General features: G+C 71.7%; 22 protein-coding genes and 1 pseudogene. 9 read left to right on the forward strand and 14 right to left on the reverse strand.

The features are described 5' to 3' along the window. Nucleotides 1-21: 21 nt before the first annotated feature. A complete protein-coding gene (locus tag ACGFRF_RS01895; RefSeq protein WP_393736185.1) occupies nt 22-324 on the forward strand; it encodes a muconolactone Delta-isomerase family protein in 303 nt (100 codons plus the stop codon). 223 nt (nt 325-547) lie between these two features. Here ACGFRF_RS01895 and ACGFRF_RS01900 read toward each other — a convergent pair whose 3' ends face one another. Further along, a complete protein-coding gene (locus ACGFRF_RS01900; protein WP_393736187.1) occupies nt 548-1,453 on the reverse strand; it encodes an NAD(P)H-binding protein in 906 nt (301 codons plus the stop codon). A 149-nt stretch (nt 1,454-1,602) separates the two neighbouring features. On the opposite strand from ACGFRF_RS01900, the pseudogene ACGFRF_RS01905 reads away from it, so the two are divergent. Then, a pseudogene (locus ACGFRF_RS01905) lies at nt 1,603-1,809 on the forward strand (sugar ABC transporter permease); the annotation flags it as partial. After that, complete coding sequence (locus tag ACGFRF_RS01910; protein WP_393736189.1) at nt 1,806-2,651, forward strand: carbohydrate ABC transporter permease; 846 nt, start codon at nt 1,806-1,808, stop codon at nt 2,649-2,651. The pseudogene ACGFRF_RS01905 and the gene ACGFRF_RS01910, both read left to right, overlap by 4 nt. A 193-nt stretch (nt 2,652-2,844) precedes the next feature. On the opposite strand, the gene nhaA is transcribed toward ACGFRF_RS01910, so the two are convergent. From nhaA to ACGFRF_RS01925, 3 genes are all read right to left on the reverse strand, one after another. Next, nucleotides 2,845-4,725: a Na+/H+ antiporter NhaA gene (nhaA, locus tag ACGFRF_RS01915; protein ID WP_393736191.1), complete on the reverse strand. Its 1,881-nt coding sequence runs from the start codon at nt 4,723-4,725 to the stop codon at nt 2,845-2,847. Nucleotides 4,726-4,965: 240 nt separating this feature from the next. Next, nucleotides 4,966-5,136: a hypothetical protein gene (locus ACGFRF_RS01920; RefSeq protein WP_393736193.1), complete on the reverse strand. Its 171-nt coding sequence runs from the start codon at nt 5,134-5,136 to the stop codon at nt 4,966-4,968. Between the two features lie 35 nt (nt 5,137-5,171). Further along, nucleotides 5,172-5,528, reverse strand: a complete 357-nt coding sequence (locus ACGFRF_RS01925; protein WP_393736195.1) for a PRC-barrel domain-containing protein — start codon at nt 5,526-5,528, stop codon at nt 5,172-5,174. Nucleotides 5,529-5,883: 355 nt separating this feature from the next. On the opposite strand from ACGFRF_RS01925, the gene ACGFRF_RS01930 reads away from it, so the two are divergent. Beyond that, nucleotides 5,884-6,471 (forward strand): DUF5994 family protein, encoded by a 588-nt coding sequence (locus ACGFRF_RS01930; RefSeq protein ID WP_393736197.1) that lies wholly within the window; start codon nt 5,884-5,886, stop codon nt 6,469-6,471. Between the two features lie 9 nt (nt 6,472-6,480). After that, nucleotides 6,481-6,792, forward strand: coding sequence for a hypothetical protein (locus tag ACGFRF_RS01935; protein WP_393736199.1), 312 nt, complete (start codon nt 6,481-6,483; stop codon nt 6,790-6,792). A gap of 454 nt (nt 6,793-7,246) precedes the next feature. Here ACGFRF_RS01935 and ACGFRF_RS01940 read toward each other — a convergent pair whose 3' ends face one another. After that, on the reverse strand, nt 7,247-8,020 hold the full coding sequence (locus ACGFRF_RS01940) for an SDR family NAD(P)-dependent oxidoreductase (protein WP_393736201.1): 774 nt from the start codon (nt 8,018-8,020) through the stop codon (nt 7,247-7,249). After that, complete coding sequence (locus tag ACGFRF_RS01945; protein WP_393736203.1) at nt 8,017-9,024, reverse strand: NADP-dependent oxidoreductase; 1,008 nt, start codon at nt 9,022-9,024, stop codon at nt 8,017-8,019. Before ACGFRF_RS01945 ends, ACGFRF_RS01940 begins: the two co-directional genes overlap by 4 nt. A 276-nt stretch (nt 9,025-9,300) precedes the next feature. Between ACGFRF_RS01945 and ACGFRF_RS01950 the strand changes: the two genes are divergently transcribed. Continuing rightward, nucleotides 9,301-9,801, forward strand: a complete 501-nt coding sequence (locus ACGFRF_RS01950; RefSeq protein WP_393736205.1) for a DUF485 domain-containing protein — start codon at nt 9,301-9,303, stop codon at nt 9,799-9,801. Beyond that, entirely contained in the window at nt 9,798-11,414 is a 1,617-nt protein-coding gene (locus tag ACGFRF_RS01955) for a cation acetate symporter (protein WP_393736207.1), read from the forward strand. The genes ACGFRF_RS01950 and ACGFRF_RS01955 overlap by 4 nt, the downstream gene beginning before the upstream one ends. 46 nt (nt 11,415-11,460) lie before the next feature. On the opposite strand, the gene ACGFRF_RS01960 is transcribed toward ACGFRF_RS01955, so the two are convergent. From ACGFRF_RS01960 to ACGFRF_RS01985, 6 genes are all read right to left on the reverse strand, one after another. Beyond that, nucleotides 11,461-13,881 carry a SpoIIE family protein phosphatase gene (locus ACGFRF_RS01960; protein ID WP_393736209.1) on the reverse strand — a complete coding sequence of 807 codons (2,421 nt, stop codon included), beginning with the start codon at nt 13,879-13,881 and terminating at the stop codon, nt 11,461-11,463. A gap of 240 nt (nt 13,882-14,121) precedes the next feature. Beyond that, the gene (locus ACGFRF_RS01965) at nt 14,122-15,399 is read right to left on the reverse strand and encodes an ABC transporter substrate-binding protein (RefSeq protein ID WP_393736211.1); all 1,278 of its coding nucleotides are present in this window, start codon (nt 15,397-15,399) and stop codon (nt 14,122-14,124) included. A 5-nt stretch (nt 15,400-15,404) separates the two neighbouring features. Continuing rightward, nucleotides 15,405-16,553, reverse strand: a complete 1,149-nt coding sequence (locus ACGFRF_RS01970) for a branched-chain amino acid ABC transporter permease (protein WP_393736213.1) — start codon at nt 16,551-16,553, stop codon at nt 15,405-15,407. Then, entirely contained in the window at nt 16,550-17,431 is an 882-nt protein-coding gene (locus tag ACGFRF_RS01975; RefSeq protein WP_393736215.1) for a branched-chain amino acid ABC transporter permease, read from the reverse strand. The genes ACGFRF_RS01970 and ACGFRF_RS01975 overlap by 4 nt, the downstream gene beginning before the upstream one ends. 5 nt (nt 17,432-17,436) lie before the next feature. Then, nucleotides 17,437-18,240 carry an ABC transporter ATP-binding protein gene (locus ACGFRF_RS01980; protein WP_393736217.1) on the reverse strand — a complete coding sequence of 268 codons (804 nt, stop codon included), beginning with the start codon at nt 18,238-18,240 and terminating at the stop codon, nt 17,437-17,439. Further along, complete coding sequence (locus ACGFRF_RS01985; protein WP_393736219.1) at nt 18,237-18,995, reverse strand: ABC transporter ATP-binding protein; 759 nt, start codon at nt 18,993-18,995, stop codon at nt 18,237-18,239. Before ACGFRF_RS01985 ends, ACGFRF_RS01980 begins: the two co-directional genes overlap by 4 nt. A 188-nt stretch (nt 18,996-19,183) precedes the next feature. Here ACGFRF_RS01985 and ACGFRF_RS01990 point away from each other — a divergent pair, with 188 nt between their 5' ends. Both ACGFRF_RS01990 and ACGFRF_RS01995 read left to right on the forward strand, forming a co-directional pair. Next, nucleotides 19,184-20,479 (forward strand): PucR family transcriptional regulator, encoded by a 1,296-nt coding sequence (locus tag ACGFRF_RS01990; RefSeq protein WP_393736221.1) that lies wholly within the window; start codon nt 19,184-19,186, stop codon nt 20,477-20,479. Continuing rightward, complete coding sequence (locus ACGFRF_RS01995; RefSeq protein ID WP_393736223.1) at nt 20,476-21,141, forward strand: TetR/AcrR family transcriptional regulator; 666 nt, start codon at nt 20,476-20,478, stop codon at nt 21,139-21,141. The genes ACGFRF_RS01990 and ACGFRF_RS01995 overlap by 4 nt, the downstream gene beginning before the upstream one ends. 218 nt (nt 21,142-21,359) lie before the next feature. Here ACGFRF_RS01995 and ACGFRF_RS02000 read toward each other — a convergent pair whose 3' ends face one another. Both ACGFRF_RS02000 and ACGFRF_RS02005 read right to left on the reverse strand, forming a co-directional pair. Then, the gene (locus tag ACGFRF_RS02000; protein WP_393736225.1) at nt 21,360-22,142 is read right to left on the reverse strand and encodes an SDR family oxidoreductase; all 783 of its coding nucleotides are present in this window, start codon (nt 22,140-22,142) and stop codon (nt 21,360-21,362) included. 6 nt (nt 22,143-22,148) lie between these two features. Then, nucleotides 22,149-23,405, reverse strand: a complete 1,257-nt coding sequence (locus tag ACGFRF_RS02005) for an acyl-CoA dehydrogenase family protein (protein ID WP_393736227.1) — start codon at nt 23,403-23,405, stop codon at nt 22,149-22,151. Between the last annotated feature and the right edge of the window lie 31 nt (nt 23,406-23,436).

The following is a 23,436-nucleotide window of genomic DNA, read 5'->3' on the forward strand; positions in this document are numbered from 1 at the left end:
CTCACAGAGCGGAGCACGACCATGCGTGAGTTCCTGGTGGAGATCACCACGTCCGTGCCCGAGGGCACCAGCCGGGACGAGGTCGACCAGCGGCGAGCCGCCGAAGCCGTCCGAGCCCGGGAACTGGCCTCCACCGGCAATCTCGCCCGGCTGTGGCGCCCGGTCGGTGAGCTGCGCAGCATTGGCGTCTGGCGGGCCGAGGACGAGGACGAACTCCATGAGAAGGTGCTGGGCACCCTGCCGCTGCGCCCGTGGATGACCTTGGCCGTCACCGCGCTCGAGCCCCACCCCAACGACCCGGGCAGCACCCGCGACACGCGCTGACAGCGCCACGCCCCGTTCACCTCACCGCAGCCGGTCCACACCCGCGGCGGTGCGTCGATCCCGCCGCGGAGCGCCCCGCCCCCAAGGCCTTCGCCATGACCGTACGGCCCCTGCGCGCTCCCCCGGCCGGATGACGGAGCCGATGGACGCTGTGAGCGGGACTGTCCCCGGGCCGGCGGGGCCGTGCGCACGGCCCCGGAGGTCCCACCCGAGCCCGGGCCGCTCAGGCCAGGTAGAAGTCTCTGCGCGCGGCCACGAACGCCTCGATGGACCGGGCGGGCAGACCCGTGACGCGTGCGACGTCTTCGGACGTGCGGTCGTAGCGGTTCTCCCGGTGCAGTCGGGCCATGGTGGCGATGTGCTCCTCGGTGTGCGGCGGGAGGCCCGCCTTGGCGAGCACCTCGGTCCGCCACCGGTCCAGCGGCACGTCCTGATAGGTCACCTCACGCCCCAGCGCCCGTGAGAACTCCTCGGCCAGCTCCGTCATGTCGACCGAACGTGGTCCGGTCAGTTCGTAGACGTGCCCGACATGCGGCGCCGGGTCGCGGAGCACGGTGGCGACCACCCGGGCGACGTCGTCCACCGCGACCGGCGAGGTGCGTCCGGTGCCGAACGGCAGGGCGATCGTGCCGTTCTCCCGGATCGACTGCGCCGCCAGGGTGGTGAACAGCGGATTGTCCAGGAACGACGTCGGCCGGATGTGGACCACGGGCAGGCCCGACCAGTTCAGCACCTGCTCCGCCAGCCAGTGCAGCCGCTGCTGGCGGGACTCGGCGGTGCTGGTGGCGGTCATCTGCGACACCGTCATCTGCGACATACCCACCAGACCGTCCAGCTGCCCGTACTCGCGGGCCACGGTGGCCACCACCGTCGCGGCCAGGAGGTGGTCCGGCGACACGGGCATCGCGAAGTACATCCGCCCTGCACCCTCCAGCGCGGCCGCGACGGTCTCGGGCCGCGTCAGGTCGCCGACGACGACCTCCGCGCCGAGTGCGCGCACGTCGGCCGCGCGCTCGTCGTCGCGACGGACCATCACACGGACCGGCACGTCCTGCGCGCGCAGGTCGGTGAGGACGGTACGGCCCACGCCACCGAAGCCGGTGATGAGGACGAGATCGCTGGCAGCCATCGGGGGATCTCCTTGCGAGCAGCTGGGTGTCGGGGTGGGGACTGGTCGAGTGGGGGCGTGATCACCCGTGTGCGGATCTGGCCGGGGTCAGCCGGGACCCTGGATAAAGGATGAAAGTAACCCATTTCGGGCAGCAACATCTGTTGCAGGCGCTGTCCGTGTTCGAGATCCCGTACATCATGACCGGCGGCGCGACCGGCACCACGACCTTCGTCATCCAGACGGTCAAACTCGCCTTCCAGTTCAACAAGACGGGCCTGGCGTCGGCCGCCGCGGTCGTCCTGCTGCTGATCATCCTGCTGATCACCTGGATCCAGCGGCGCCTGGTGCCCGACGAGAAAGTGGACCTCGTATGACCATGCCCCTGCCCGCACGGCGCCGCCGGCTCGCCCCGGTGCTGACCTACCTGTCGCTGGTCGTCGCGTCGCTGGTGGTCCTGATCCCGCTCGTCGTCGTCTTCCTGACCTCGCTCAAGACCTCCGAGGAGGTCGCCGACGGCGGTGCCCTGACGCTTCCGGGCGACTGGCTCAACTTCGGCAACTACGCGACGGCCTTCACCGACGGCAAGATGCTGTCCGCCTTCGGGAACACCGCGTTCATCCTGCTCTTCTCGATCACCGGAACGGTCATCATCGGTTCCATGACGGCATACGCCATCGACCGCTTCGAGTTCCGCGCGAAGAAGCCGATCATGGCGCTGTTCCTGATCGCCACCCTGGTCCCCGGGGTCACCACCCAGGTCGCCACCTTCCAGGTGGTCAACAGCTTCGGCCTGTTCAACAGCCTCTGGGCGCCCATCCTGCTGTACATGGGGACGGACATCGTCTCGATCTACATCTTCCTGCAGTTCATCCGGGGCATCCCGGTCTCCCTCGACGAGGCCGCGCGCCTGGACGGGGCGAACTCCTTCACCATCTACTGGAAGATCATCCTGCCGCTGCTGAAGCCGGCCGTCGCCACGGTCGTGATCATCAAGGGGATCACCGTCTACAACGACTTCTACATCCCGTTCCTGTACCTGCCCTCGGAGCACCTCGGCACCATCTCCACCGCGCTGTTCCGCTTCAAAGGGCCGTTCGGAGCGCACTGGGAGGCCATCTCGGCCGGCACCATCCTGGTGATCGCCCCGACCCTGCTCGTGTTCCTCTTCCTCCAGCGCTACCTCTACAACGGCTTCGCGCAGGGCGCGACCAAGTGACGCCCGACGGCTCCGCGGTCCCGCCCGCGGGGCCGACGTCACCCTCCGTCCTCGTGCGCGGTCCCCCGCACCGCTCACCGGCCGGCGATCGTCTCCGGGCACCCGCCGTCGGTCGAAGCGGGCCCGTACGCAGCCACGCCGGGCCGGCGGCAGAACGCCCTCGGCCACGCGTGCGGCGGCCGTGAACCGGGTGTCAGGCGGCCACCGTGGCTCGCTCGCGGGCCGTACGGACCGCGGCGGACAGGCTCGTGATGTCGTAGGCGCCGTGATGCCTGCGGCCGTTGACGAAGAAGGTGGGCGTGCCGGCCACGCCGCTGAGGTCCGCCGACTCCACGTCCTCCGCGACCCGGGCCGCGCCCCCGTGCGCCCGGAGGTCCCGTTCGAAGCGCTGGACGTCCAGCCCGATGTCGGCCGCGTACCCGCGCAGATGGTTCGGCCGCAGGGCGCCCTGATGGCTGAGCAGGAGATCGTGCATCTCCCAGTACCGTCCCTGCGCCGCGGCGGCCTCCGCGGCCTCGGCCGCGAGTTGGGCGTGCACGTGCACGTCCGTGAGCGGCAGGTGCCGCCACACGTAACGCACGTCCTCGAAGTCACCGAGGAGTGCACGGACGACGGGCTCGGCCTGCCCGCAGTACGGGCACTCGTAGTCGCCGTACTCGACCACGGTCACCGCGGCGTGCCGCGGTCCGCGCACGTGGTCGCGGTCGGGATCGACGGGTACCGCCAGGTCGACGATCGTCTCCGACTCGCCCAGCAGCGCCCGCAGCTGGAGCGGGCGCGGCAGGGCTCCGAGCACCGCGGTGACGAGCCTGCTGAGCAGGAAGGAGGCGAGCACCGCCGTCAGCACGCCGATCTTGGCGTCTTCGAGCCGGGTGCCGTCGAAGGCCAGGGTCGCGATGAGCAGGGAGACCGTGAAGCCGACGCCCGCCAGCGTCCCGCCGGCCGTGACGGCGCCCCAGCCGATGGGCGGCCGGACACGACCGCGGGACAGCAGAGCGGCCAGAGCGGAGGCCCCGATGACGCCCAGTGGCTTGCCGACGACGTAACCGGCGAGGATGCCGAGGGTGACCGGCGAGCTGAACGCGCGGGCCAGTTGGTCGCCGTTGATCTCGATACCGGCGTTGGCCAGGGCGAAGAGCGGGACGACGACATAACTGGCCCAGGGGTGGTACAGGCGCTGGAGGCGGTCGTTCGGGGAGAGGGCGGAGGCGAGCCCGATCCGCACGGACCGCTCCAGTTCCGGAGTGGGCTGCTCACGGAAGAGACGGAACAGGCCGGTGGCCCGCTCCAGGTCGCTCCGCGTGGCCGGATAGGCGTAGGTGAGCAGCCCCATGGCGAGGCCGATGACCACGGGATCCACACCTGATTCGAGCAGGCCGATCCACGCGACGACCGCCAGCACCGCGTACACGACACCGCGCCGCACCCCGAGGCGCCGCACGAGCAGGATCACGGCGAAGGTGCCGATGGCGAGGAGGAGGGCCGGCACGTGGATGCGGTCGCTGTAGGCGACGGCGATGACGCCGAGGGCCAGGAAGTCGTCGACGACGGTGATCGTGAGGAGGAAGACCCTGAGCCCGGCCGGCATGCGGCGTCCGACGACGGCCAGCATGCCCAGCGCGAAGGCGGTGTCGGTCGACATCGCAGCGCCCCAGCCCTGCGTCGTGCCGTGGCCGGCGTTGAGGGCGAGGTAGATCGCGACGGGTACGAGCATGCCGCTGAGGCCCGCGGCGAGCGGCAGGGCCAGCCGCCTGCGGTCGCGCAGCTCGCCCATGTCGAACTCGCGGCGCGCCTCCAGCCCGACGACGAGGAAGAACACCGTCATCAGCCCGCTGTTCACCCACTCGCGCAGGCCGAGCGAGATGCCGTGGGAGCCGAGCCGGACCGACAGGTGGGCGTGCCAGAACGACTCGTACATGTGCGGCGCCAGGTTCGCCCACACGAGCGCGGCGAGCGCCGCCGTCACCAGGACGGCGGCGCTTCCGGTCTCGGTGCGCAGGAAGTCGCGCAGGGGGGTGTGCGTGTCGTTCCCACACGCGGTCTGCCCCGTGTAGTCGGTGGCCTGGAGGGTCATGCGGGGATGCTCATTCGACGAAGGACGGTGCTCACTACCACCTCGCGTGGGTGCGTGCGTGCTGTTGCCGCAACAACGGCGTCCTGATCTTTCATTCCTGGAACAGCGGCCTCGTCGTCGCCGCGCGTTTCCGCATCCCTGACAGCGGCCCGGTCCAGCGGCCCGTGTGCGAGGTCGTGGGCCGGCTTGTCCCCGCGGGGCGCGCCGGGCCGGACCGGAGTCCGCCGGCGCAGTCATCTGTCAGCGCAGGATGCGCCGGTGGGAGCGCCGGGACAACCGCACGGCGGCGAGGACCAGGTCGGCCACGAGGAGCACGATACCGATGATCAGCAGATAGCCGAGGCCCTCCGCGGTCGCGCCGATGAGCCCCAGCACGATGGCCACGAGGACGATCAGCAGGAAGATCACCATGAGGGGAACGCCTCCCTAGGGCTGGGCGCGGCTGGTCAGCGGCGCGCGAGTTGGCGTTCGCCGCCGGCCCCTGGCCGGTAGGACATGCCGTAGTACTGGAAGATCGCTTCTTCCTGCTCGGCGGGCAGCACGTCGTCCGTACCGATCGAAGGGGACTTCTTCACACGTGCCCTGGCGTAGGAGACCTTGACGTAGTCCGGGCCGAGGACGGTTTCGTCGAGGGGCACGAAGACCAGGTACCGGTGGGTGGGCAGACCGGTCCGGACGGTCACCATGGCCGGTTGGTCGGTGGTGGTGTCGACATAGACCGCTTCGAGCGCGCCGATCTTGTGACCCTTGGGGTCGACGACGTCGCGGTTGCGCCACTCGCGGATGTCGGCTGGCTGGATCATGCTGTCTCTCCTTCCCGCTCTCGTCCGGCGGGAGCAGGACCCACCGGGGGTTGCGGAACGGGTGCTCACCGATCACGTGGCCCAGCTGAGGAGCGCTGGGCCAGGGACGTACGAGACCTCGGAAATGGACCGATCCGGTAGCGGCACGGGACGTGTCCCGACGGTTTCAGCGTACTCCTGCCAGGTGCGACGGCCGCTTCCCCGCGTACGAAGTCGACGCCCCGGGCGGCCGGTGCACGCGGAGTACGCTGGACAGTACCGAGGGCATTTCGCACACCGGCGTCACGCCGGGTCGTCCTCGGCGAGAGACGAAACCCGGGTCACCGCCAAGGCGGCCCGGAGACGGGTTCGCGTCATGTCGGCGACCTTGTACCCCACCCTGCCGCACCCCGAGCCCGTCGCGGCGCCGGCCGCGCGTCTCGTGCTGAAGACCGACGGTACGTCCCGTGGTCTGCTGGACGGCGCCTGGTGGCCCCGCTCCCGGGACCTGCTGAGCGAGCTGCCCGCACTCACCGATGTGCTCGACCCCCTGTGGGGCCGCATCACCCGCATCGCCGTCAACCCGACGTACTGGCCGATCATCCCGCGTGAGGTTCCCGTGGGCGGTCACGTCGTCAAGGTCGGCTGGTTCACGCCCGAGATCGACCCGCACAAGCTGCTGCTGCTCTCCTACGGCACGGGCCGCTGGGACCTGTTGATCGTCCCGCCCGAGACCGGCGCGGCGTCGGCGGCCCGTCTGATGGCGGCCGCGTCGGACTACGACGGCCCGCCGCTGACCGCGAGCGCGTTCATCGCCGCGGAAGAGGCCCGGCACGCCGGCTTCGCGGCCGACCGGCCACTCGATCCGGCCGAGGCGTGGGAGTACGAGGGCGGAGCCTCCTCGGCCTCCCCGGCCGTACCGGAACACGTCGGTCCTGCCAGTCGCCTGATCAGCGGAATGTGAGGGGCAGCCGTGAACGCCTTCCTGACGGTCGTCGTCTTCCTGGTCCTCATCGCGGCGGCGGCATTCGTGATCCACCGGCTCAACGCCGAGCACGCGGAGAGGATCGCCGTGCACCGGTACAGCCGCCCCCTGGCATCCCGCCTTCTGCCCGGCGGCCCCCGGCCCGGCGACCCGCGCCGCCGCGCCGACACGGCACAACCCCCTGGGGGGCCGCACCCGTCCGAGTCACCGGCCGTCGGCGAACGACGTGACCACCGCGACGGGGGCCGCGGCCGCTTCCCACCGCGCCGCCGCCGCGACCGCACCACTCACCACGGGTGACAGGGCGCACCGTGGGTGACGGGGTGACAGGCACCTGACCCGGCCACGCGCAGGAATCTCCACCGGCGACTCAGGACCGGCGCATCCCCGGACGCCGTGAAGTCGGTCGTCGCCGTCGAGACCGCCCGGGCGGCGATCGATCAGGCCGGCAGCCTCAGGCCGGCCGGCAACGCGCCAGGCACCGCGGCCTGATCCGTGGCGGGGGCGGTCGGGCGGGCGTGATGGCCGCCCGAAGAGTCAGCCGCGCTGCGCTTCGTCAGTCTCCAGCTGCTGGTTTCCCCGGTGCGTCAGCGTGCAGGGGCTTTCCTCGTTCGGGCGGTGCGGCTGCACCGGGCAGTTCGCCATGGACGGCGAGCTGCCCGGTACCGTGCGGGTGCACGGCGCTTCCGTCCCCGCTCCCCCGGCGGCGGAGGCGGCGGCAGTCCGTGGCGGACCCGGACTGCCGTCAGTGTTCTCAGGCGCCGACGGGCCTGCCCGGAGCGGGCACGCGGCGGAATCGGAACGGCTCCGGTTCGCGGCCGGCCTGGACGAACCAGCACTCCCCGGTGCCGTCGCCGGTGACGATCCGCAGCACCGTGTCCGCCACGACCTCGGCCGGGATGACCGGCAGTCCCTGCTCGGAGAGCATGCCGCGCAGGTGGTCGATGATCCGCGACTCGGCGAACCCCGGGCAGACCGCGTTGAAGCGCACGTTGTCCGGCGCGAGGGCCGGTCCCAGGGAGCGTGCGAGTCCCACGACCGCGTGCTTGTTGGCCGCGTACAGCGGCTCCAGCGGTACGGACGCGAGGCCCGCCAGGGACGCGGTCGCCACGATCGACCCTCCGCCGCGTGCCCGCAGCGCCGGCAGCACCGCATGGGTGCCGAAGACCACGCCGTCCAGGTTGGCGCCCATCGCCCGGCGGTAGCGCGCCAGGTCGAAGTCGTCGCCGACGCCGCATCCGGTCACCACCCCGGCGTTGAGGAAGGCGATGTCGACGCCGCCGTACCGCTCCTGGGCGAATTCGACCAGCGCACGGTTGGCGTCGAGGTCGGAGACGTCGCAGGCACGGAATTGGCCGCCGATCATCTCGGCCACCTCGCGGCCGCCCCGTGCGTCGAGGTCCGCGACCACGACGCGGGCCCCCGCCTTCGCCAGCGCCAGCGCCGTGGCCCGGCCCAGTCCGCCGGCACCGCCGGTGACGATCGCCACCTTGTCCTGGAGCGGGGCTCCGGTTCCGGTGGCCGTCATGCCAGCTCCAGGACGAGCTTGCCGACGTTCTCGCCGCGGAAGAGCATCTGCAACGTCTCGGGGAAGTCGTCCACGGTCCCCCGCACCACGTGCTCCTTGACCTTGATGCGGCCGGCGCCGATCCAGGCGGAGATGTCTCGGGCGGCCTCCGCGTAGCGCTTGGCGTAGTCGAAGACGACGAAGCCCTCCATGCGGGCGCGACGCACCAGCAGGGTCAGGTAGTTCGAGGGGCCCTTGACCGGGGTGGCGTTGTTGTACTGACTGATCGCACCGCAGACCACGACGCGCGCGTGCATCGCCAGCCGGGTCAGGGCGGCGTCGAGGATGTCGCCGCCCACGTTGTCGAAGTAGACGTCGATGCCGTCGGGGGCGTGCCGGCGCAGGGCCTTCTTGACGTCGTCGGCGCGGTAGTCGATCGCCGCGTCGAATCCCAGTTCGTCGGTGAGCAGCGCGCACTTCTCCGGGCCTCCGGCGATGCCCACGACACGGCAGCCCTTGGCCTTGGCGATCTGCCCCGCGATGGTGCCGACCGCGCCGGCCGCCCCCGACACCACGACGGTCTCGCCGTCCTTCAGTGCCCCGACGTCCAGCAGGCCGAAGTAGGCGGTCATGCCGGGCATGCCCAGCGCGCCGAGATACGTCGAGGGTGGGGCGAGGGAGGTGTCGATCTTCATGGCGCCCCGGCCGTCGGAGACGACGTACTCCTGGACGCCGAACGTGCCGACCACGTGGTCGCCGGGCTGGAAGTCGGGGTGGTCGGACGCGGTGACCTCGATGACCGATCCGGCGCGCATCACCTCGCCGATGCCCACCGGCGGCAGGTAGGAGGGGCGGTCGTCCAGCCAGCCCCGCATCGCGGGGTCCAGGGAGATCACGCGTGTCCGGCCGGCGAACCGGCCCGGGCCCGGTTCGTCGACGGGCCCCGCACTGTGCTCCCAGTCTTCGGGTTTGACCTCGCCCACGGGGCGTGCTGCCAGACGGATCTGGCGGTTGGTCGCAGACATGGCGCCTCCTGTCGTCGCGGCTCTCCGCGACCATACCGACCAGTAGGTACGTCTGCCTCCGTGATATTCACCACACGCCGCTCCGCCCGGCGGCTGCCTATCGTTCGGAGGCCGCCGGACCGTCGGACGACCGTCGCCTTCCGGATGCCGCCTCGAGCCCAAAACGTAACGTCCGGCAGCCTTATCAGGCATTCCAACCAGTCGGTATCGTGCGCCGGCGCACCACTGCTCACCGCCCGCCCCCCACGGATCCGAGCCGCACCGGAAGGCCACGCGATGACACATCCCGACGACAAGTGGTACCCGCCGCCGGCACCGCCCGAGTGGCCGCAGCCGCGGACCGAGCCGTACGGCCGCTCCCCCCGGTACGAGTCGTACGGGTGGGACGCGGGGCAGCAGCCCTCCCCGTCCGGATACGACGACGCTCCGTACGACCGGTACGGGCGCACCCCCCGGCGGGAACCGTACGAGGCCCCTCGGCACGGCGCCGACCTCGCCGCCCTGCGCTCGGCCTACCGCGTGCTGCGCCGGGCCTCCACACTCACCGCGCTCGGATCCTTCGTGGTGTACGTGGCGCTGTCCTGCTGCGCACCGGACCTCATGGGGTCCAAGATGACCGGGGAGCTGAGCCTGGGCATGGCCCTGGGGGTGCTCCAGCTCGTCGTCACCTTCGCGGCGGTCTTCTGGTACGGACGCAGCGCACAGCGCTCGGTGGACCCGTTGGCCCGCACCGTCAGGGAACGGGCGGCCGGCCGGCCCACGGGGGTGGCCGGGTGAACGACTTCGGCTCCGGGACGCAGGTCACCGTCCTCGTCCTCTTCACCGCCCTGGTGACCCTCACGCTGCTGATCTGCGTGATGGCGGGACCGGACCGCGACGACCTGGCGAACTTCTACACCGGCTACCTCTCGCTGACCCCGTTCAAGAACGGCCTGGCCATCGCGGGCGACTACATCTCGGCGGCCACGGTGCTGAGCACCACCGGCATCATCGCGCTGGCCGGGTACGACGGCTACGTCCTTGCGGTCAGCACCGCCCTGTCCCTGGTGCTGCTGATGTTCCTGCTGGCCGAACCCCTGCGCAACGCCGGCAGGTTCACCATGGGCGACGTCCTGGCCCGCACCGTGCCCGGGCGGGCCGCGCGGGTCGCCGCCTGTGTGGTGACGCTCGCGGCGACCCTGCCCTTCCTGGTCGTCCAGCTCTCCGGGGCCGGGTCGCTGCTCACCTTCATCCTGGACATCCCGCACGGGGCGGGCGCCCGGACGGCGTGCATCGTCATGGTCGGCACTCTGATGATCATTTACGCGGCGCTCGGGGGCATGAGGGGAACCGCGCTCCTTCAGATGATCAAGATCGTCATCCTGCTGGGCACCACCGTCGTCGTCGCCGCTCTGGTCCTGCGCCGCTTCGACTGGAGCCCCGGAGCCGTGCTCAGGGCCGCCCAGCACGGCAGCGGCACGGGCCCGGCCTTCCTTCAGCAGGGCCTTCAGCTGGGCACCTCGGGCATCGACCGGCTGGACTTCGCCGGTCTCCAGGTCACCGTGGTCCTCGGCGTGGCCTGCCTGCCCCACATCACCATGCGGCTGTACTCCGCGCAGGACGTGCCGGCCGTACGTCGCTCCATGTCGTGGGCGGTCGGCACGGTCACCACCTTCTGCCTGCTCGTGATCATCGTGGGTACGGGGGCGGCAGCACTGGTGGGATCGCGGTCCATCACCGCGGTCGACCCGCACGGCAGGACGGCGGTGCTCATGCTGTCCCAGGTGCTCGGCGGGGCCCCCGCCTCCGCGGGCGCGACGGTCCTCTACGCGGCCGTGGCGGGCATGGTGTTCATCACCCTGCTGTCCTCGGTCGCGGGCATGACCCTGGCCGCGGCGTCGTCGCTCGCCCACGACCTGTTCGCCGAGGCGACGCGGCGGGGACAGGCGGAGCCGCGCACGGAGATGACGGTGGCGGTGTGGGCGAGCGTGGCCGTGGGAACCGTGGCGATCGGGCTCTCCACCCTGGTCCAGGACTGGGACGTCGGCGTGCTGACCACTCTGGCCGTCTGCATCGGGGCGTCCGCGGTGGCTCCCGCGCTGACCTACTCCCTCTTCTGGAAAGGCTTCACCCGCACCGGCCTGCTCGCCGCCCTCTACGGCGGTGCGGCCTGCGCGCTGGTGCTGATGGTCTTCTCCAAGGCCGTCTCGGGCACGCCGTCCGCCGTCTTCCCGAACGCCGACTTCCACTGGTTCCCGATGCAGTCCACCGGGCTGGTCTCCATCCCCTTCGGTTACCTGGTGGGCTGGCTGGGCAGCCGTCTGGACCACCGGCGCCGCGCAGCCGGGAGCCGGGAGAGCCGGCAGCTGTACGAGGAGAGCGAGGCACGTCTGCTGGCCGCTGCCGAGTGACCGGGCGCACTCTGCCGTGCACCGGCAACCGCGTGGCCCGCGACGGTCAGGTGAGCAGGCCGGCCAGTGGCTGCTCGGTCCACACGGTCTTGCCCTCGCGGCCGTAGCGGGTGCCCCAGCGTTCGGCCATCTGGGCCACCAGGAACAGGCCGCGCCCGCCCTCGTCGGTGGTGCGGGCGCGGCGCAGGTGTGGTGCGGTGTGGCTGCCGTCGCTGACCTCGCACACGAGGAACCGTTCACGGATCAGCCGCAGGGTCACTGGGCCGCCGGCGTACCGGTAGGCGTTGGTGACCAGTTCGCTGGCGATCAACTCGGTGCTGAACGCCAAGTGCTCCAGCCCCCATTCGGTCAGCTTGGCCGAGGCCAGTGCCCGGGCCCGGGCGGCGCTGGCAGGCTCCGGCGGCAGCTGCCAGGAGGCGACGTCGTCCGGTGGCAGCACGTGGGTGCGGGCGACCAGCACCACGATGTCGTCGCTGGGACGCGCGGGCACGAGCGAGTCGACCACTGCTTGGCAGGTGCGTTCCAGCGCGTCCGCGGGGCGGGTGAGCGCCGCGCACAGCTTGGCCAGGCCGATGTCCGCGTCGAGGTGGCGTTCGCCGATGACCCCGTTGGTGTACAGGCACAGCAGGCTTCCGTCGGCCAGGTCGATCTCCCGGGCCTCGAACGGCAGACCGCCCAGGCCGAGCGGTGGGCCCGCGGGCAGGTCGAGCAGGGCCACATGCCCGTCCGGGGCGGTCACCACCGGCGGCGGGTGGCCGGCGCGGGCCATCGAGCACCGCCGGGAGACCGGGTCGTACACGGCGTACAGGCAGGTGGCGCCGACGACCTGCTCCCCCACGGGCCGCTCGCCGATCGCCTCCTGTTCGGCCGCCAGCAGGGTGACCAGGTCGTCCAGGCGGGAGAGGACCTCGTCCGGTTCCAGGTCGAGGCTGGCGAGCGTGTGGACGGCGGTACGCAGCCGGCCCATCGTGGCGGCGGCATGGATGCCGCGTCCCACCACGTCGCCGACGACGAGGGCGACCCGCGCCCCGGACAGGGGGATGACGTCGAACCAGTCGCCGCCCAGGCCCGGGGCCGCGCTGGCCGGCAGGTACCGCAGGGCCACCTCGACGGCCGACTGGTCCGGTACGGCCCGGGGCAGAAGGCTGCTCTGCAAGGTGAACGCGGTCTGCTGCTGCTCGGTGAAGCGCCGGGCGTTGTCGATGGCGACGGCGGCGCGCGAGGCGAGTTCCTGGGCGAGGGTGAGATCGTCCGCCTCGAACGGATCGGGGTGGCGCGAACGCCACAGGGTCAGGACGCCCAGCACCATGCCCCGTGCGGCCAGCGGTACCACGATCAGCGAGTGGGCGGCCAGGTCCGGGGCGTGGGCGCCCTGGCGGCTCTCGGCCGAGAACGAGTCGGGCGGCAGGACCGGCTCCAGGACGGGACGCCCCTCGGTCAGGCATCGCGCCTGGGGCGTGTCGGGTGCGAACTCCACCGGCGCGCCGTGGGGGTGGGGCGGGCCGGGCTGCTGGGCGCCGACGCCGCAGGCCCCCACCCGTACCACCGGTCCCGCCAGTGACCGCGCCGGTTCCTCACCGCGTGTCACCGGCTGCAGCAGGTCCACCGACGCGTGGTCGGCGAGGTGAGGCACCATCACCTCGGCGAGTTCCCGGGCCGTCTCCGCCACGTCGAGGGTGGTTCCGATACGGCTGCCCACCTGGTCGAGAAGCGCGAGCCGACGCTGGGCCCGATGGCGCTCGGTGATGTCCTCGATCATCTCGGCCACGCCCAGGATGCGGCCGGAGGGATCCTCCATCCGGAAGGACGAGACCAACGCGACCCGCTCGCGTGCCGGATCCTGCTGGAGGCGGGCGAACTGCTCGGAGTAGATCAGCGGTCTGCCGGTCTCCAGCACCTGGCGTACCCGGTCCACGGCCCGGCGTGCGTCGTCGGGAAGGAGCATGTGGCCGGTGGGCAGACCCCGGAAGTCTGCCGCTGGGACGCCGGTGAACCGCTCGATGGCCCGGTTGACCCGCAGGACCCTCAGGTCGGGGCCGTGGACGACCAGGCCGATCGGGCACCGGCGGTACAGCCCGTCGAGAACCGCGCGGTCCCTTTGCCATTCCAGGACGTCGGCCGCGAGTGCCCCGGCGACGAGCCACTCGCGGACCCGGTCGTCGCGGGCGAACGCGTGCGCCCTGAGCCCCATCTCCACAAGCCGCCCGTCGCGGTGCCGCAGCCTGAGCCGCCCGAACCAGCCGCCGGTTCTCCGGCAGCTCGCCGCGGCCCGCCTGACGGCCGGCAGATCGGGCGGATCGACGAGGACCTCGAAGGCCGGACGACCGATGACGGCTGCGCCGGGATGACCGAGCAGCTCCTCGGCCCGCCGGTTCCATCCGGTCACGTCTCCCCGGTCGTCCAGCACCGCCAGGGCGGCGAGGTGCGGGGCGAACGGATCGTCGTGGCTTGCGCTGAACTCCGTCATCCGCTTCTCCACCGCTGGCTGACCTGCCGATACACCAAGCGTAGTGAACCCGCCTGGGCCGCGCCCGCGCCGCCGCGGCGCCCGGCCCGGCGGGCGGGGGTGATCACGGCCCGCCCGGCGGTCCCCCGGCAGCGGCCGGTGGACGCCGACGCACCGGCGCGGCCAGGGCTCCGGGCGCCGGTGGCGGGGCGGGGGCGGTCGCCAGGGTCGGCGCGTCGACAAGGGACCGCCCCCGCCGGCTCACTTCGCCGCCGGGCCGAACTCCTTGCGGGTGTCGACGGGCTTGCCGAACAGCTGCCACCGCTCGCCCTTGAACCGCATCAGCTGCATCGTCTCGATCGGGAACGCGTCGTCAGGCCCGGTGGAGAGGGTGACACCGGGCAGCAGCATGTCCACCTCGACGTCCTTCAGGTGGCGCACCGCGTCCCGCAGTCCCTCCCTGGTCGGGCACTTCATCGCGTCCAGTGCCTTGTGCAGGCTGGAGGCGACGGCCCAGCCGTAGGCGTTGAACTGGTTGGCCGGGTCGGCGTCGGGCGCGTACGTGTGCAGGGCGTCCTTGTACGTCTTCACCTCCGGGTCGTCGGCCCACTGCGGGTCGGCGGGGTCCTTGAAGTAGGTCGCCGAGACCACGCCCTGGACGTTCTTGAATCCGACGGGCTTGAGCACGGCGGCCGACGAGGACACGTTGTTCACGATGTGCAGCGGGTTCCATTCGGTGTTCTTGGCGTCGGCGGCGAGGGCCTGGCTGCCGAACTTCGGCGTGGTGACGTCGAGCAGCACGTCGGCCTTGGAGCGGGCGAGGCTCGTCATCTGCGCCGAGACGGAGGGAGCGGTGACCTCGTAGCTCTCCTCGGCGACCACCTTGATGCCGCTGCCGGCGACGGCCTTCTTGAACCCGCCGAGCAGGTCCTTGCCGAAGTCGTCGTTCTGGTAGAGGACCGCGACGTCGGCCTTCGGCTGCGCGTCCTTGAGGTATTTGGCGTACACCCGTGCCTCGGACACGTAGTCGGGCTGCCAGCCGATGGTCCAGGGGTGCCGCTCGTCCGTGCCCCAGGCGGAGGCACCCGTGGCGACGAAGGGCTGCGGCACCTTCTGCTTGTCCAGGTAGTCCCACACGGCTGCCGTGGACGGGGTGCCCAGGGTCTGGAACAGGGCGAAGACCTTCTCCTGCTCGACGAGTCTGCGGGCCTCCTCGACCGCCTTGGGCGGCTGGTAGCCGTCGTCGCGGACGACGAACTCGACCTTGCGGCCGTCTATGCCGCCCTTGTCGTTGACGTACTTGAGGTAGGTGGCCACGCCCTTGCTGATCGTGCCGTAGGCGGACGCCGGTCCGGACAGCGGGTAGATCCCGCCCAGCTTGATGGTCTTGTCGGTGATGCCGGTGGTCTGCTGGCCCTTGCAGGCGCCGCCGGCAGCGGTGTCCTGGGCGTCCTGCCCTCGCTGGCTGCTGCAGGCGGTCGCGGTGAGCAGGGCGGCGGTCGCGGCCGCGGCCGCCCGCAGAGCGGTCGTCTTGCGCATGTGATTCATTCCTTTTCCGTGCGGGGCGGTGCGCCCACGGGTTCGGCGTCGGCAACTGCGGGGTCCGCGCAGGCGTAGGTCGCGGAGGGGACGGACTCGGCCTGGGACTGCGGCTCCGCGTCGGGCGCGGCTGCGGTCCCGGGTGTCCGGTCGAAAGCGGCGCTGGTGCGGGACGGGCGACGGGCGACAGCGTCCCGGACCCGGCCCGGCAGACCGGCCAGACCCGTCGGGGCCACGAACATCACCGCGATGATGAGCAGGCCGAACACCACGCCCGGTGCCGCCTCGCTGACGTCCTGGGACACGCTCGGCACGTACATCACGAACGCCCCGCCCAGCAAGGGTCCGTACAGCGAGCCGAGCCCCCCGACCACCAGGCCGGCCAGCAGCGTGATGGACAGGACGAAGCTGAAGGAGTCCGGCGAGACGAAGCCGATCACCCAGGTGTACAGGCACCCGGCGACACCCGCGAACAGCGCGCTCCACGCGAAGGCGAGGGTCTTGTGCAGCGACAGCCGCACGCCCATGACCTCGGCGGCGCTCTCGTTGTCCCGCACGGCGAGCAGTGCCCGGCCGACCCGGGACCGCAGCAGGTTGCGGGCGAGCAGCAGGGCCACCGCGGTGACGGCGAGGACGACGAAGTACATCCACTGGTCCTCGGCCAGCCCGCTCCACGCCGGCGGCCGCAGCTTGTCCACGGTCAGCCCCATCGAGCCGCCCGTCACCGGTTCGAGCCGCTTGAGCAGGGGCGGCAGGAACACCGCGAACGACAGGGTGACCAGGGCCAGGTACAGGCCGCGCAGCCGCAGCGCGGGCACGCCGAACCCGAGGCCCAGCACGAAGCATCCGGCGGCCGCGACCGGCAGCGTGGCCAGGTGGCCGGTGTGGTACCGGTCGAGCATGACCGCCGCCGTGTACGCCCCCGCCGCGAAGAACGCGCCGTGACCGAGCGAGATCTGCCCGCCGAAGCCGACCAGCAGGTTCAGGCCGGACAGGGCCACGGCGTACAGGAGCACCATGGTCAGCTGGAAGACCTGGAAGGGGGCGAAGTAGAACGGTGCGCCGACGGCTGCCGCCGCCGCGACCAGCACGGTGAGCGCGGCCCGCAGCCACCGGACCCGGTCGGTGCCGGGTGCCGCTGTGATCGTGTTCATGCGCGCTCCACCGCCGCCCGTCCGAACAGGCCCTGGGGCCGCACCAGCAGCACCGCCAGGATGATCACCAGGGGGACGCCCACTTTCAGATCGGCACCGATGACGTCCACGTACGCTCCCGTCAGCGTCTCGGCGACGCCCACGAACAGACCGCCGACGACCGCGCCGACCGGGCTGTCGAAGCCCCCGAGGGTGGCCGCGGCGAACGCGTAGATCAGCACCCCGCCCATCATGTTGGGCTCCAGGAACAGCAGCGGGGCGACGAGCACGCCCGACACCGCGCCGACCGTCGCGGCCAGCCCCCAGCCGAGCATGAGCACCCGGCCCACCCGGATGCCCGACAGCCGGGCGGAGGGCGCGTTGCAGGCGACCGCCCGCATCACCAGGCCTATGGAGGTGTGCTGGAACAGCAGGTACAGCAGACCCATCACGGCGGCCACCACGCCGATGATCCCGAGCGTCGACCAGTCCAGGCGCACCCCGGCCAGGTGGAGCCCCCCGTCGGGGAAGGGCTGCGGAAAGTCCTTGACGGTGAAGGACCAGATCAGACCGGCCAGCGCGTTGACGAAGATGAACAGGCCGACCGTGACGATGACCACCGTCAGCTCGGGCGCACCCTGTACGGGCCGGATGACGATCCGCTCGACCAGCATGCCGCCGGCGAAGGACACCGCGAGGGTGACCGGCAGCGCCAGCCAGAACGGCATCCCGGACGCCACCAGCTGCCAGGCGACGTACGTCGAGAGCATGGCCAGCTCGCCCTGCGCGAAGTTGACGATCCCCGTGAACCGGTGGATCAGGACGAGGGCAAGCGCCAGGCTGGCGTACACCGCGCCGGAGCCCAGTCCTTCCACCACTTGCTGGAGAAGATCGGTCACGGCGCTCACCCGGCCTTCCGGGAGAGGACGGAGACCCCGAGGTACACCTCGGCGACCTGCCCGTCCTCGCGGATCTGTGCGGCCGGGCCGGACAGCACCAGGCGGCCGGCCTCCAGTACGTGGGCCCGGTGGGCGATGTCCAGCGCGAGCTGGGCGTTCTGTTCGACGACGACCACGGTGGTGCGTTCCTCCTCGTTGACGGCACGGACGATCTCGAACAGCTCGCGGGTGACCAGGGGCGCGAGTCCCAGGGACGGTTCGTCCAGGAGCAGCAGCGAGGGCCGCAGCATCAGCGCCCTGCCGATGGCGAGCATCTGCTGCTCCCCGCCGCTGAGGCTGCCGGCGGCCTGGTGGGACCGCTGGCGCAGTTTGGGGAAGTAGCCGTAGATCCGCTCCAGGTCGGCGGCCACGGCCGCACGCTCGGCGCGGCCCCGCCAAAGACCGGTGCGCAGGTGGGCGCCGACGCGCAGGTTCTCCTCGACGGTCAGGTCGTTGAAGGTGCCCCGGCCCTCGGGCACGTGCGCCACGCCGAGCCGGGCGGCCTGCTCGGGTGGGCGGCCCAGCAGTTCCGTGCCGTTCAGGGTGACCGAGCCGCGGCCGCGGACCATGCCGCACAGCGCCCGCAGCGTCGTGGTCTTGCCCGCGCCGTTGGGTCCGAGGATCGCGCACACCTCACCTCGGGCGACGGAGAAGTCGAGGCCCTGCAGCACGCGGGCCTGGCCGTATCCGGCGTGCAGGCCGGCAACCTTCAGGAAGTCCGGCTCCGCGGTCGCCGCGGCCTCGGCGCGGTCGGTGGTGGGCTCGCTCACGCCGCCACCCCCAGGTACGCCTCGATGACCGCCGGGTCGCGCTGGATCTCCTCCGGCGAGCCCTCGGCGATCTTGCGGCCGAAGTCGAGACACACGACCTTGTCGCACAGGCCCATCACGAACCCCATGTGGTGTTCGACCACCACGAGCGTGAGGTCGAACTCCTGGCGCACCGAGCGGACCAGATCCGCGAATTGGTCGACCTCGCCGTGGCTGAGCCCGTTGACCGGTTCGTCGAGCAGCAGCAGCCGGGGCCGTACCGCGAGCGCCCGGGCGAGTTCGACGCGTTTGAGCGTGCCGAACGGCAGCCCGGAGGCGGGGTGGTCGGCGACGTCCGCCAGGCCGAGCCGCCGTAGCAGGTCGTCCGCCCGGTCATGTAGTTCCCTCTCCTCCCGCCGGACGCGGGGCAGCCGGAGCGCCGCGGCGAGGTGTCCGGTGCGCCCCCGGCTGTGGGCCCCGACCATGACGTTCTCCCGGACCGTGAGCCGCGGGAAAAGGCCCAGGTTCTGGAAGGTGCGGGCGATGCCGCGCCCGGCCACGGCGTGCGGGGGGAGGGCCAGCAGGTCCTCCTCCTCGAACCGCACGTCTCCCGCGTCGGGGGTGCAGCGCCGGGTGAAGCAGTTGAACAAGGTGGTCTTGCCGGCTCCGTTGGGCCCGATGAGCCCTACGGCGGTGCCCGGCTCGACGGTGAAAGCGACACCGTTCAGTGCCGTGATCCCGCCGAAGCGCACGGTGATACCGTCGACCGCGAGCATGAGTGACGCCCCTTCCGACGTGCTGGGGGGTGGGCGAGCGTCACAGTAGGTGGGGGCGTTCCAGGCGCACATTGGGTGTGAGCACCCAACTTCCCGGTCGCCGAACTGTGCGCCGCGCACAAGTGCCGTCAGATGTCTCACACCGGGCCTGTTGACGGAGCACGAGGCGGACGGCGACGATCGGCGCCATGCCTAGCGGTCCCGCTCCGGGCGCTCCCCCACTCTCCGAACCGCTCCGCCGGGAGCGGCGGCGGATCCTGCACGCCGTCCACGACCGGGTCGAGGAGGTGGCGGAGACCGCCGTCGCTGTGATGCGCGCGGAGATCCCGTCGTACGCGCTGCAGGACGAGCGGTTCTTCGACGACGTACGGGGCCAGGTGCTGGAGCACTACCGGATGCAGTTGGCGGCGCTGGCCGGCGACCGCGACATGGCCCCCGAGGACCTGGTCTTCAGCCGTGCGGCAGCCATGCGCAGGGCACGCGCGGGGTTCGCCCTGGAGGACTGGATCAGTGCCTTCCGGGTCGGCCGGCAGGTGCTGTGGGACGCGCTGCTGGACTGCGCGGGCACCTCCGCCGAGGCCCAGCAGGCGGCGCTGTCCCTCGTCACCCCGCTGATGCGGTACGTCGACTACGCCAGCACCCATGCCGCGCAGGCGTACGTCGAGTACCAGCAGCACGTGGTGGCGGACGCGGACCGGGAGCGCCGGGATCTGCTGGACCAGTTGCTGTCCGGTGTGGCGCCGACGCGTGGTCCGCTGCTCGCCGCGGCGCAGGCGTACGGCGTCGGGCCGCGCTCGCCGATGATGGCGGTCGTGGCGGTGTGCGTCGGCGACACCTGCACCGGGGACCTGTCCTCGGCCGAGAACGGGTATGCCACCAGCGCGTCCATCAGCGTCGCCGGGCCCTGGGCCGGCAGAACCCTGGTCGTCGTGCGGCACGGCGAGGTGGTGGCCGTGCCCGTGGTCCGGGCCGGGATGAACGCGGAGGACATATGTGCCCACTTCGAGGCCGTGCAGCGGCGGCTCGCGCGGGGCGGAACCATGCTTGCCATGGGGATCAGTACGGTCGCAGAGGGCGCAGGTGAGCTGCCGCGCGCCTACCAGGAGGCGCGGGCCGCCCTCGATCTGGTGCCGGGCGGGGGTGGGGTGGCGGCGCTGCCGCGGCTGTCCCCGTTCGACTACCTGGCGCTGCGCGCCGACGACCTCGCCCGCCAGCTGGTCGATCCCCGGGTGCGGGTGCTGCTGGAGGAGGACCGCGGACGGGGCGACACGCTGGCCGCCACCATACGGGCGTTCGCGGCGGCGGACCTCAATCTGCGGCTGGCCGCCGAACGGCTGCGGGTGCACCACAACACCGCGCACTACCGGCTGCGGCGGATCGAGGAACGCACCGGCCGCAATCCGCGCCGGATCGCCGACCTCCTGGAACTACTGGTCGCCCTCGCCATCCGCGACGGGTCCGGGGAAGGTGAGGATCGCCAGTGAGCGGCATCGTGGAGTCCGCCGGGACCGAGGCGGCCCGTCAGCTGCCCGGCGGGCAAGGGGGCATGGGCCTTGCGGAGGGGGACGCGGGACAGAACCGAACGGTCCGGCGCGCGCTGCTGGACGGCGCGCTGGAGGTGTTCACCGAGCGCGGTTACACCGACGCCGGTCTCACCGAGATCGCGGCTCGCTCCGGCATCCCGGTGGGCAGCCTCTTCCAGCACTACGGCGGAAAGCGCGGGCTCTACCTCGCCCTGTGGGAGGAGTTCCGGGAGGAGCAGGAGCGCCGGACCGCGGCCACACTGGCCTGCGAGCGCGGCCGTGGGGTGGACGACCCCATCGCCCTCTTCGTGGCGGGAGCCAGGGCGTACCTGGAGGGCGCCTGGGACAACCGGCGGCTCGGCGGACTCCTCGCGGAGGACGACGGCCCCGCGGGCTTCGACGCGTTGCGCCGCCAGTGGGACCGCGCGTGGGTACGGCGCAACGCCCGGCTCCTGGAGGTGGACGAGCGGCGACGCGCCGGCCGGGTCCGGGTGAGCGTGCTGACCACCGTCATCGGAGGGGCAGCGCGCGAGCTGGCCGACTGCGGGGACGAGACGGAGGCCCGGGAGATCGTGGACGAGGTGTGCGGCATCCTGATCCATCTGTCGGCCCCGCCCGGCTGAGACGCCCGCGGGCGGCCGGGGCGCCGGGGTGTCTCGGCTCGACGACACCTCGCTCCCCGCCTGTCCGGCACCGCCGTCGCCTCGCGGGGACGGCAGCGGCCGCGGGGATGCGCCTGGCCGGGCCCGCCCCGGTCGGTGACCGGCTGCCCGGCGCGGTCGACGCCGAGGTGCCGGGCCGGCGGCTCACCGCCCCGGCGTCGATTCCGGTGGTGTCCGCGCTACACGCCCGGGCCGGCTCCTTGTCCGAGGACGAGCGCGTCGCCGAGGAGCTGCCCGCCGTCGATCACCAGCGTCTCGCCGGTGATCCAGCTCGCGGCGTCCGAGACGAGGAAGGCGACCGCCGAGGCGATGTCGGCGGGCTCCCCGATGCGCCTGAGTGCCGTCGCGGCGGACACGGTCTGCTCGTGTTCCTTCCACAGGGCCTCGGCCAGCTTCGTGCGCACCACCCCCGGTGCCACCGCGTTGACCCGGACCTTCGGCGCGAGTTCCAGGGCCAGTTGCTTCGTGAGGTGGATCAGTGCGGCCTTCGACGCGTTGTACAGCCCGATGTTCGCCTCGACGGCCATGCCGCCGACCGACGCGGTGTTGACGACCGCGCCGCCGTGCTCGCCCATCCAGGCCCGCGTGGCCAGCCCCGTCCACAGCACGGGAGCCCACAGGTTCACGTCGAAGGTCTTGGCGAACCGGCCGTGGTCCTGGTCGATGACGGGCCCGAAGGCCGGGTTGGTCCCCGCGTTGTTGACGAGGATGTCCAGGCTGCCGAAGCGCTCGAGCGTCAGATCGACACAGCGCCGGGCCGCTTCTTCGTCGACCGCGTGCGCACCGACACCGACCGCCGTGCCGCCGACCTGGGCCGCGGCGGCGTCCGCCGCCTCCTGGGTGCGGGAGGTGAGGACGACGTTCGCGCCTGCGGCGGCGAAGGACCGGGCGATCGCGAGCCCGATGCCGCGCGAGGCGCCCGTGACGACGGCGGTGCGACCGGTGAGATCCCGTCCTGTCATCTCAGCTCACCCCTGCCTTGTGGCCGCCGGGGTGTCCGTGCCGCCGGCGGTGGCCCCGTCGCGGTGCCGCCGCAGTTCCTGCCGGGCGATGGCCCGCTTGTGGACCTCGTCGGGACCGTCCGCCAGCCGGAGCGTCCGCAGCTGCGCGTACATCATCGCCAGCGGGAAGTCCTCGGTCACTCCGGCCGCTCCGTGCACCTGGATCGCGCGGTCGACGATCTTCAGCGCGATGTTCGGGGCGGCCACCTTGATGGCCGCGATCTCGGTGCGCGCCTCCTTGTTCCCGACCGTGTCCATCAGATGGGCGGCCTTGAGCGTGAGCAGGCGGATCATCTCGATGTCGATACGTGCCTCCGCGATCCAGTCCTGGATGTTGGACCGTTCGGCGACCGGACTGCCGAAGGTCACCCGTGACTCCGCACGCCGGCACATCAGCTCCAGCGCCCGCTCGGCCGCGCCGATGGCCCGCATGCAGTGGTGGATACGACCGGGCCCGAGCCTGGCCTGGCTGATCGCGAAGCCCTCGCCCTCGCCCTTGAGGAGGTCCTTGGCCGGCACGCGTACGTCGGTGAAGTCGATCTCGGCGTGCCCCTCACGGTCCTGGTAGCCGAACACGGGCAGGCCGCGCAGCACCGTGATCCCGGGGGCGTCGATCGGGACGACCATCATCGACTGCTGCCGGTGCGGAGCAGCGGTGGGGTCCGTCTTCCCCATGACGATGAGTACCTTGCAGTTGCGGTGCAGGGCGTTCGACGCGAACCACTTGCGGCCGTTGAGCACGTACGCGTCACCGTCGCGCTCCATCCGCAGCTCGATGTTGGTGGCGTCGGAGCTGGCGACACGCGGCTCGGTCATGGCGAAGGCCGAGGCCATCGTCCCGTCGAGCAGGGGCTTGAGGTACTTCTCCTTGTGCTCGTCGCTGCCGAACAGCGTGAGCACCTCCATGTTGCCGGTGTCGGGAGCGTTGCAGTTGCACGCCTCGGAGGCGATGTGACTGCGGCCCATGATCTCCGCCAGCGGCGCGTACTCGAGGTTCGTCAGCCCGGGACCCCAGTGCGGGTGCGGGTGGAAGAGGTTCCACAGTCCCCGCCTGCGCGCCTCCGCCTTGAGTTCCTCGATGATCGGCGGGTGGAAGTGCGGGTCACCCGACGCGCGCATCTGCTCGTGGTACACCGCCTCGGCGGGGTAGATGTGCGCGTCCATGAAGTCGAGCAGGTCCGCCTGGTATTTCCTGGCACGGTCCGACATCTCGAACAGGGACATGTGAACTCCTGACTGGGAGTGAGGGGATGTT

Origin of the sequence: Streptomyces sp. NPDC048521, from assembly GCF_043199855.1 — a bacterium.
Lineage (GTDB): Bacteria > Actinomycetota > Actinomycetes > Streptomycetales > Streptomycetaceae > Streptomyces.

What these genes read in the sequence shown, in the direction of transcription:
- ACGFRF_RS01895 (WP_393736185.1), top strand. Translation starts at nt 22, where the DNA reads ATGCGTGAGTTCCTGGTGGAGATCACCACGTCCGTGCCCGAGGGCACC.
- ACGFRF_RS01925 (WP_393736195.1), bottom strand. Translation starts at nt 5,528, where the DNA reads ATGATCCAGCCAGCCGACATCCGCGAGTGGCGCAACCGCGACGTCGTC.
- ACGFRF_RS01945 (WP_393736203.1), bottom strand. Translation starts at nt 9,024, where the DNA reads ATGTCTGCGACCAACCGCCAGATCCGTCTGGCAGCACGCCCCGTGGGC.
- ACGFRF_RS01900 (WP_393736187.1), bottom strand. Translation starts at nt 1,453, where the DNA reads ATGGCTGCCAGCGATCTCGTCCTCATCACCGGCTTCGGTGGCGTGGGC.
- ACGFRF_RS01990 (WP_393736221.1), top strand. Translation starts at nt 19,184, where the DNA reads ATGCCTAGCGGTCCCGCTCCGGGCGCTCCCCCACTCTCCGAACCGCTC.
- ACGFRF_RS01965 (WP_393736211.1), bottom strand. Translation starts at nt 15,399, where the DNA reads ATGCGCAAGACGACCGCTCTGCGGGCGGCCGCGGCCGCGACCGCCGCC.
- ACGFRF_RS01920 (WP_393736193.1), bottom strand. Translation starts at nt 5,136, where the DNA reads ATGGTGATCTTCCTGCTGATCGTCCTCGTGGCCATCGTGCTGGGGCTC.
- ACGFRF_RS01985 (WP_393736219.1), bottom strand. Translation starts at nt 18,995, where the DNA reads ATGCTCGCGGTCGACGGTATCACCGTGCGCTTCGGCGGGATCACGGCA.
- nhaA (WP_393736191.1), bottom strand. Translation starts at nt 4,725, where the DNA reads ATGACCCTCCAGGCCACCGACTACACGGGGCAGACCGCGTGTGGGAAC.
- ACGFRF_RS01960 (WP_393736209.1), bottom strand. Translation starts at nt 13,881, where the DNA reads ATGACGGAGTTCAGCGCAAGCCACGACGATCCGTTCGCCCCGCACCTC.
- ACGFRF_RS01950 (WP_393736205.1), top strand. Translation starts at nt 9,301, where the DNA reads ATGACACATCCCGACGACAAGTGGTACCCGCCGCCGGCACCGCCCGAG.
- ACGFRF_RS01910 (WP_393736189.1), top strand. Translation starts at nt 1,806, where the DNA reads ATGACCATGCCCCTGCCCGCACGGCGCCGCCGGCTCGCCCCGGTGCTG.
- ACGFRF_RS01940 (WP_393736201.1), bottom strand. Translation starts at nt 8,020, where the DNA reads ATGACGGCCACCGGAACCGGAGCCCCGCTCCAGGACAAGGTGGCGATC.
- ACGFRF_RS01930 (WP_393736197.1), top strand. Translation starts at nt 5,884, where the DNA reads ATGTCGGCGACCTTGTACCCCACCCTGCCGCACCCCGAGCCCGTCGCG.
- ACGFRF_RS02005 (WP_393736227.1), bottom strand. Translation starts at nt 23,405, where the DNA reads ATGTCCCTGTTCGAGATGTCGGACCGTGCCAGGAAATACCAGGCGGAC.
- ACGFRF_RS01970 (WP_393736213.1), bottom strand. Translation starts at nt 16,553, where the DNA reads ATGAACACGATCACAGCGGCACCCGGCACCGACCGGGTCCGGTGGCTG.
- ACGFRF_RS02000 (WP_393736225.1), bottom strand. Translation starts at nt 22,142, where the DNA reads ATGACAGGACGGGATCTCACCGGTCGCACCGCCGTCGTCACGGGCGCC.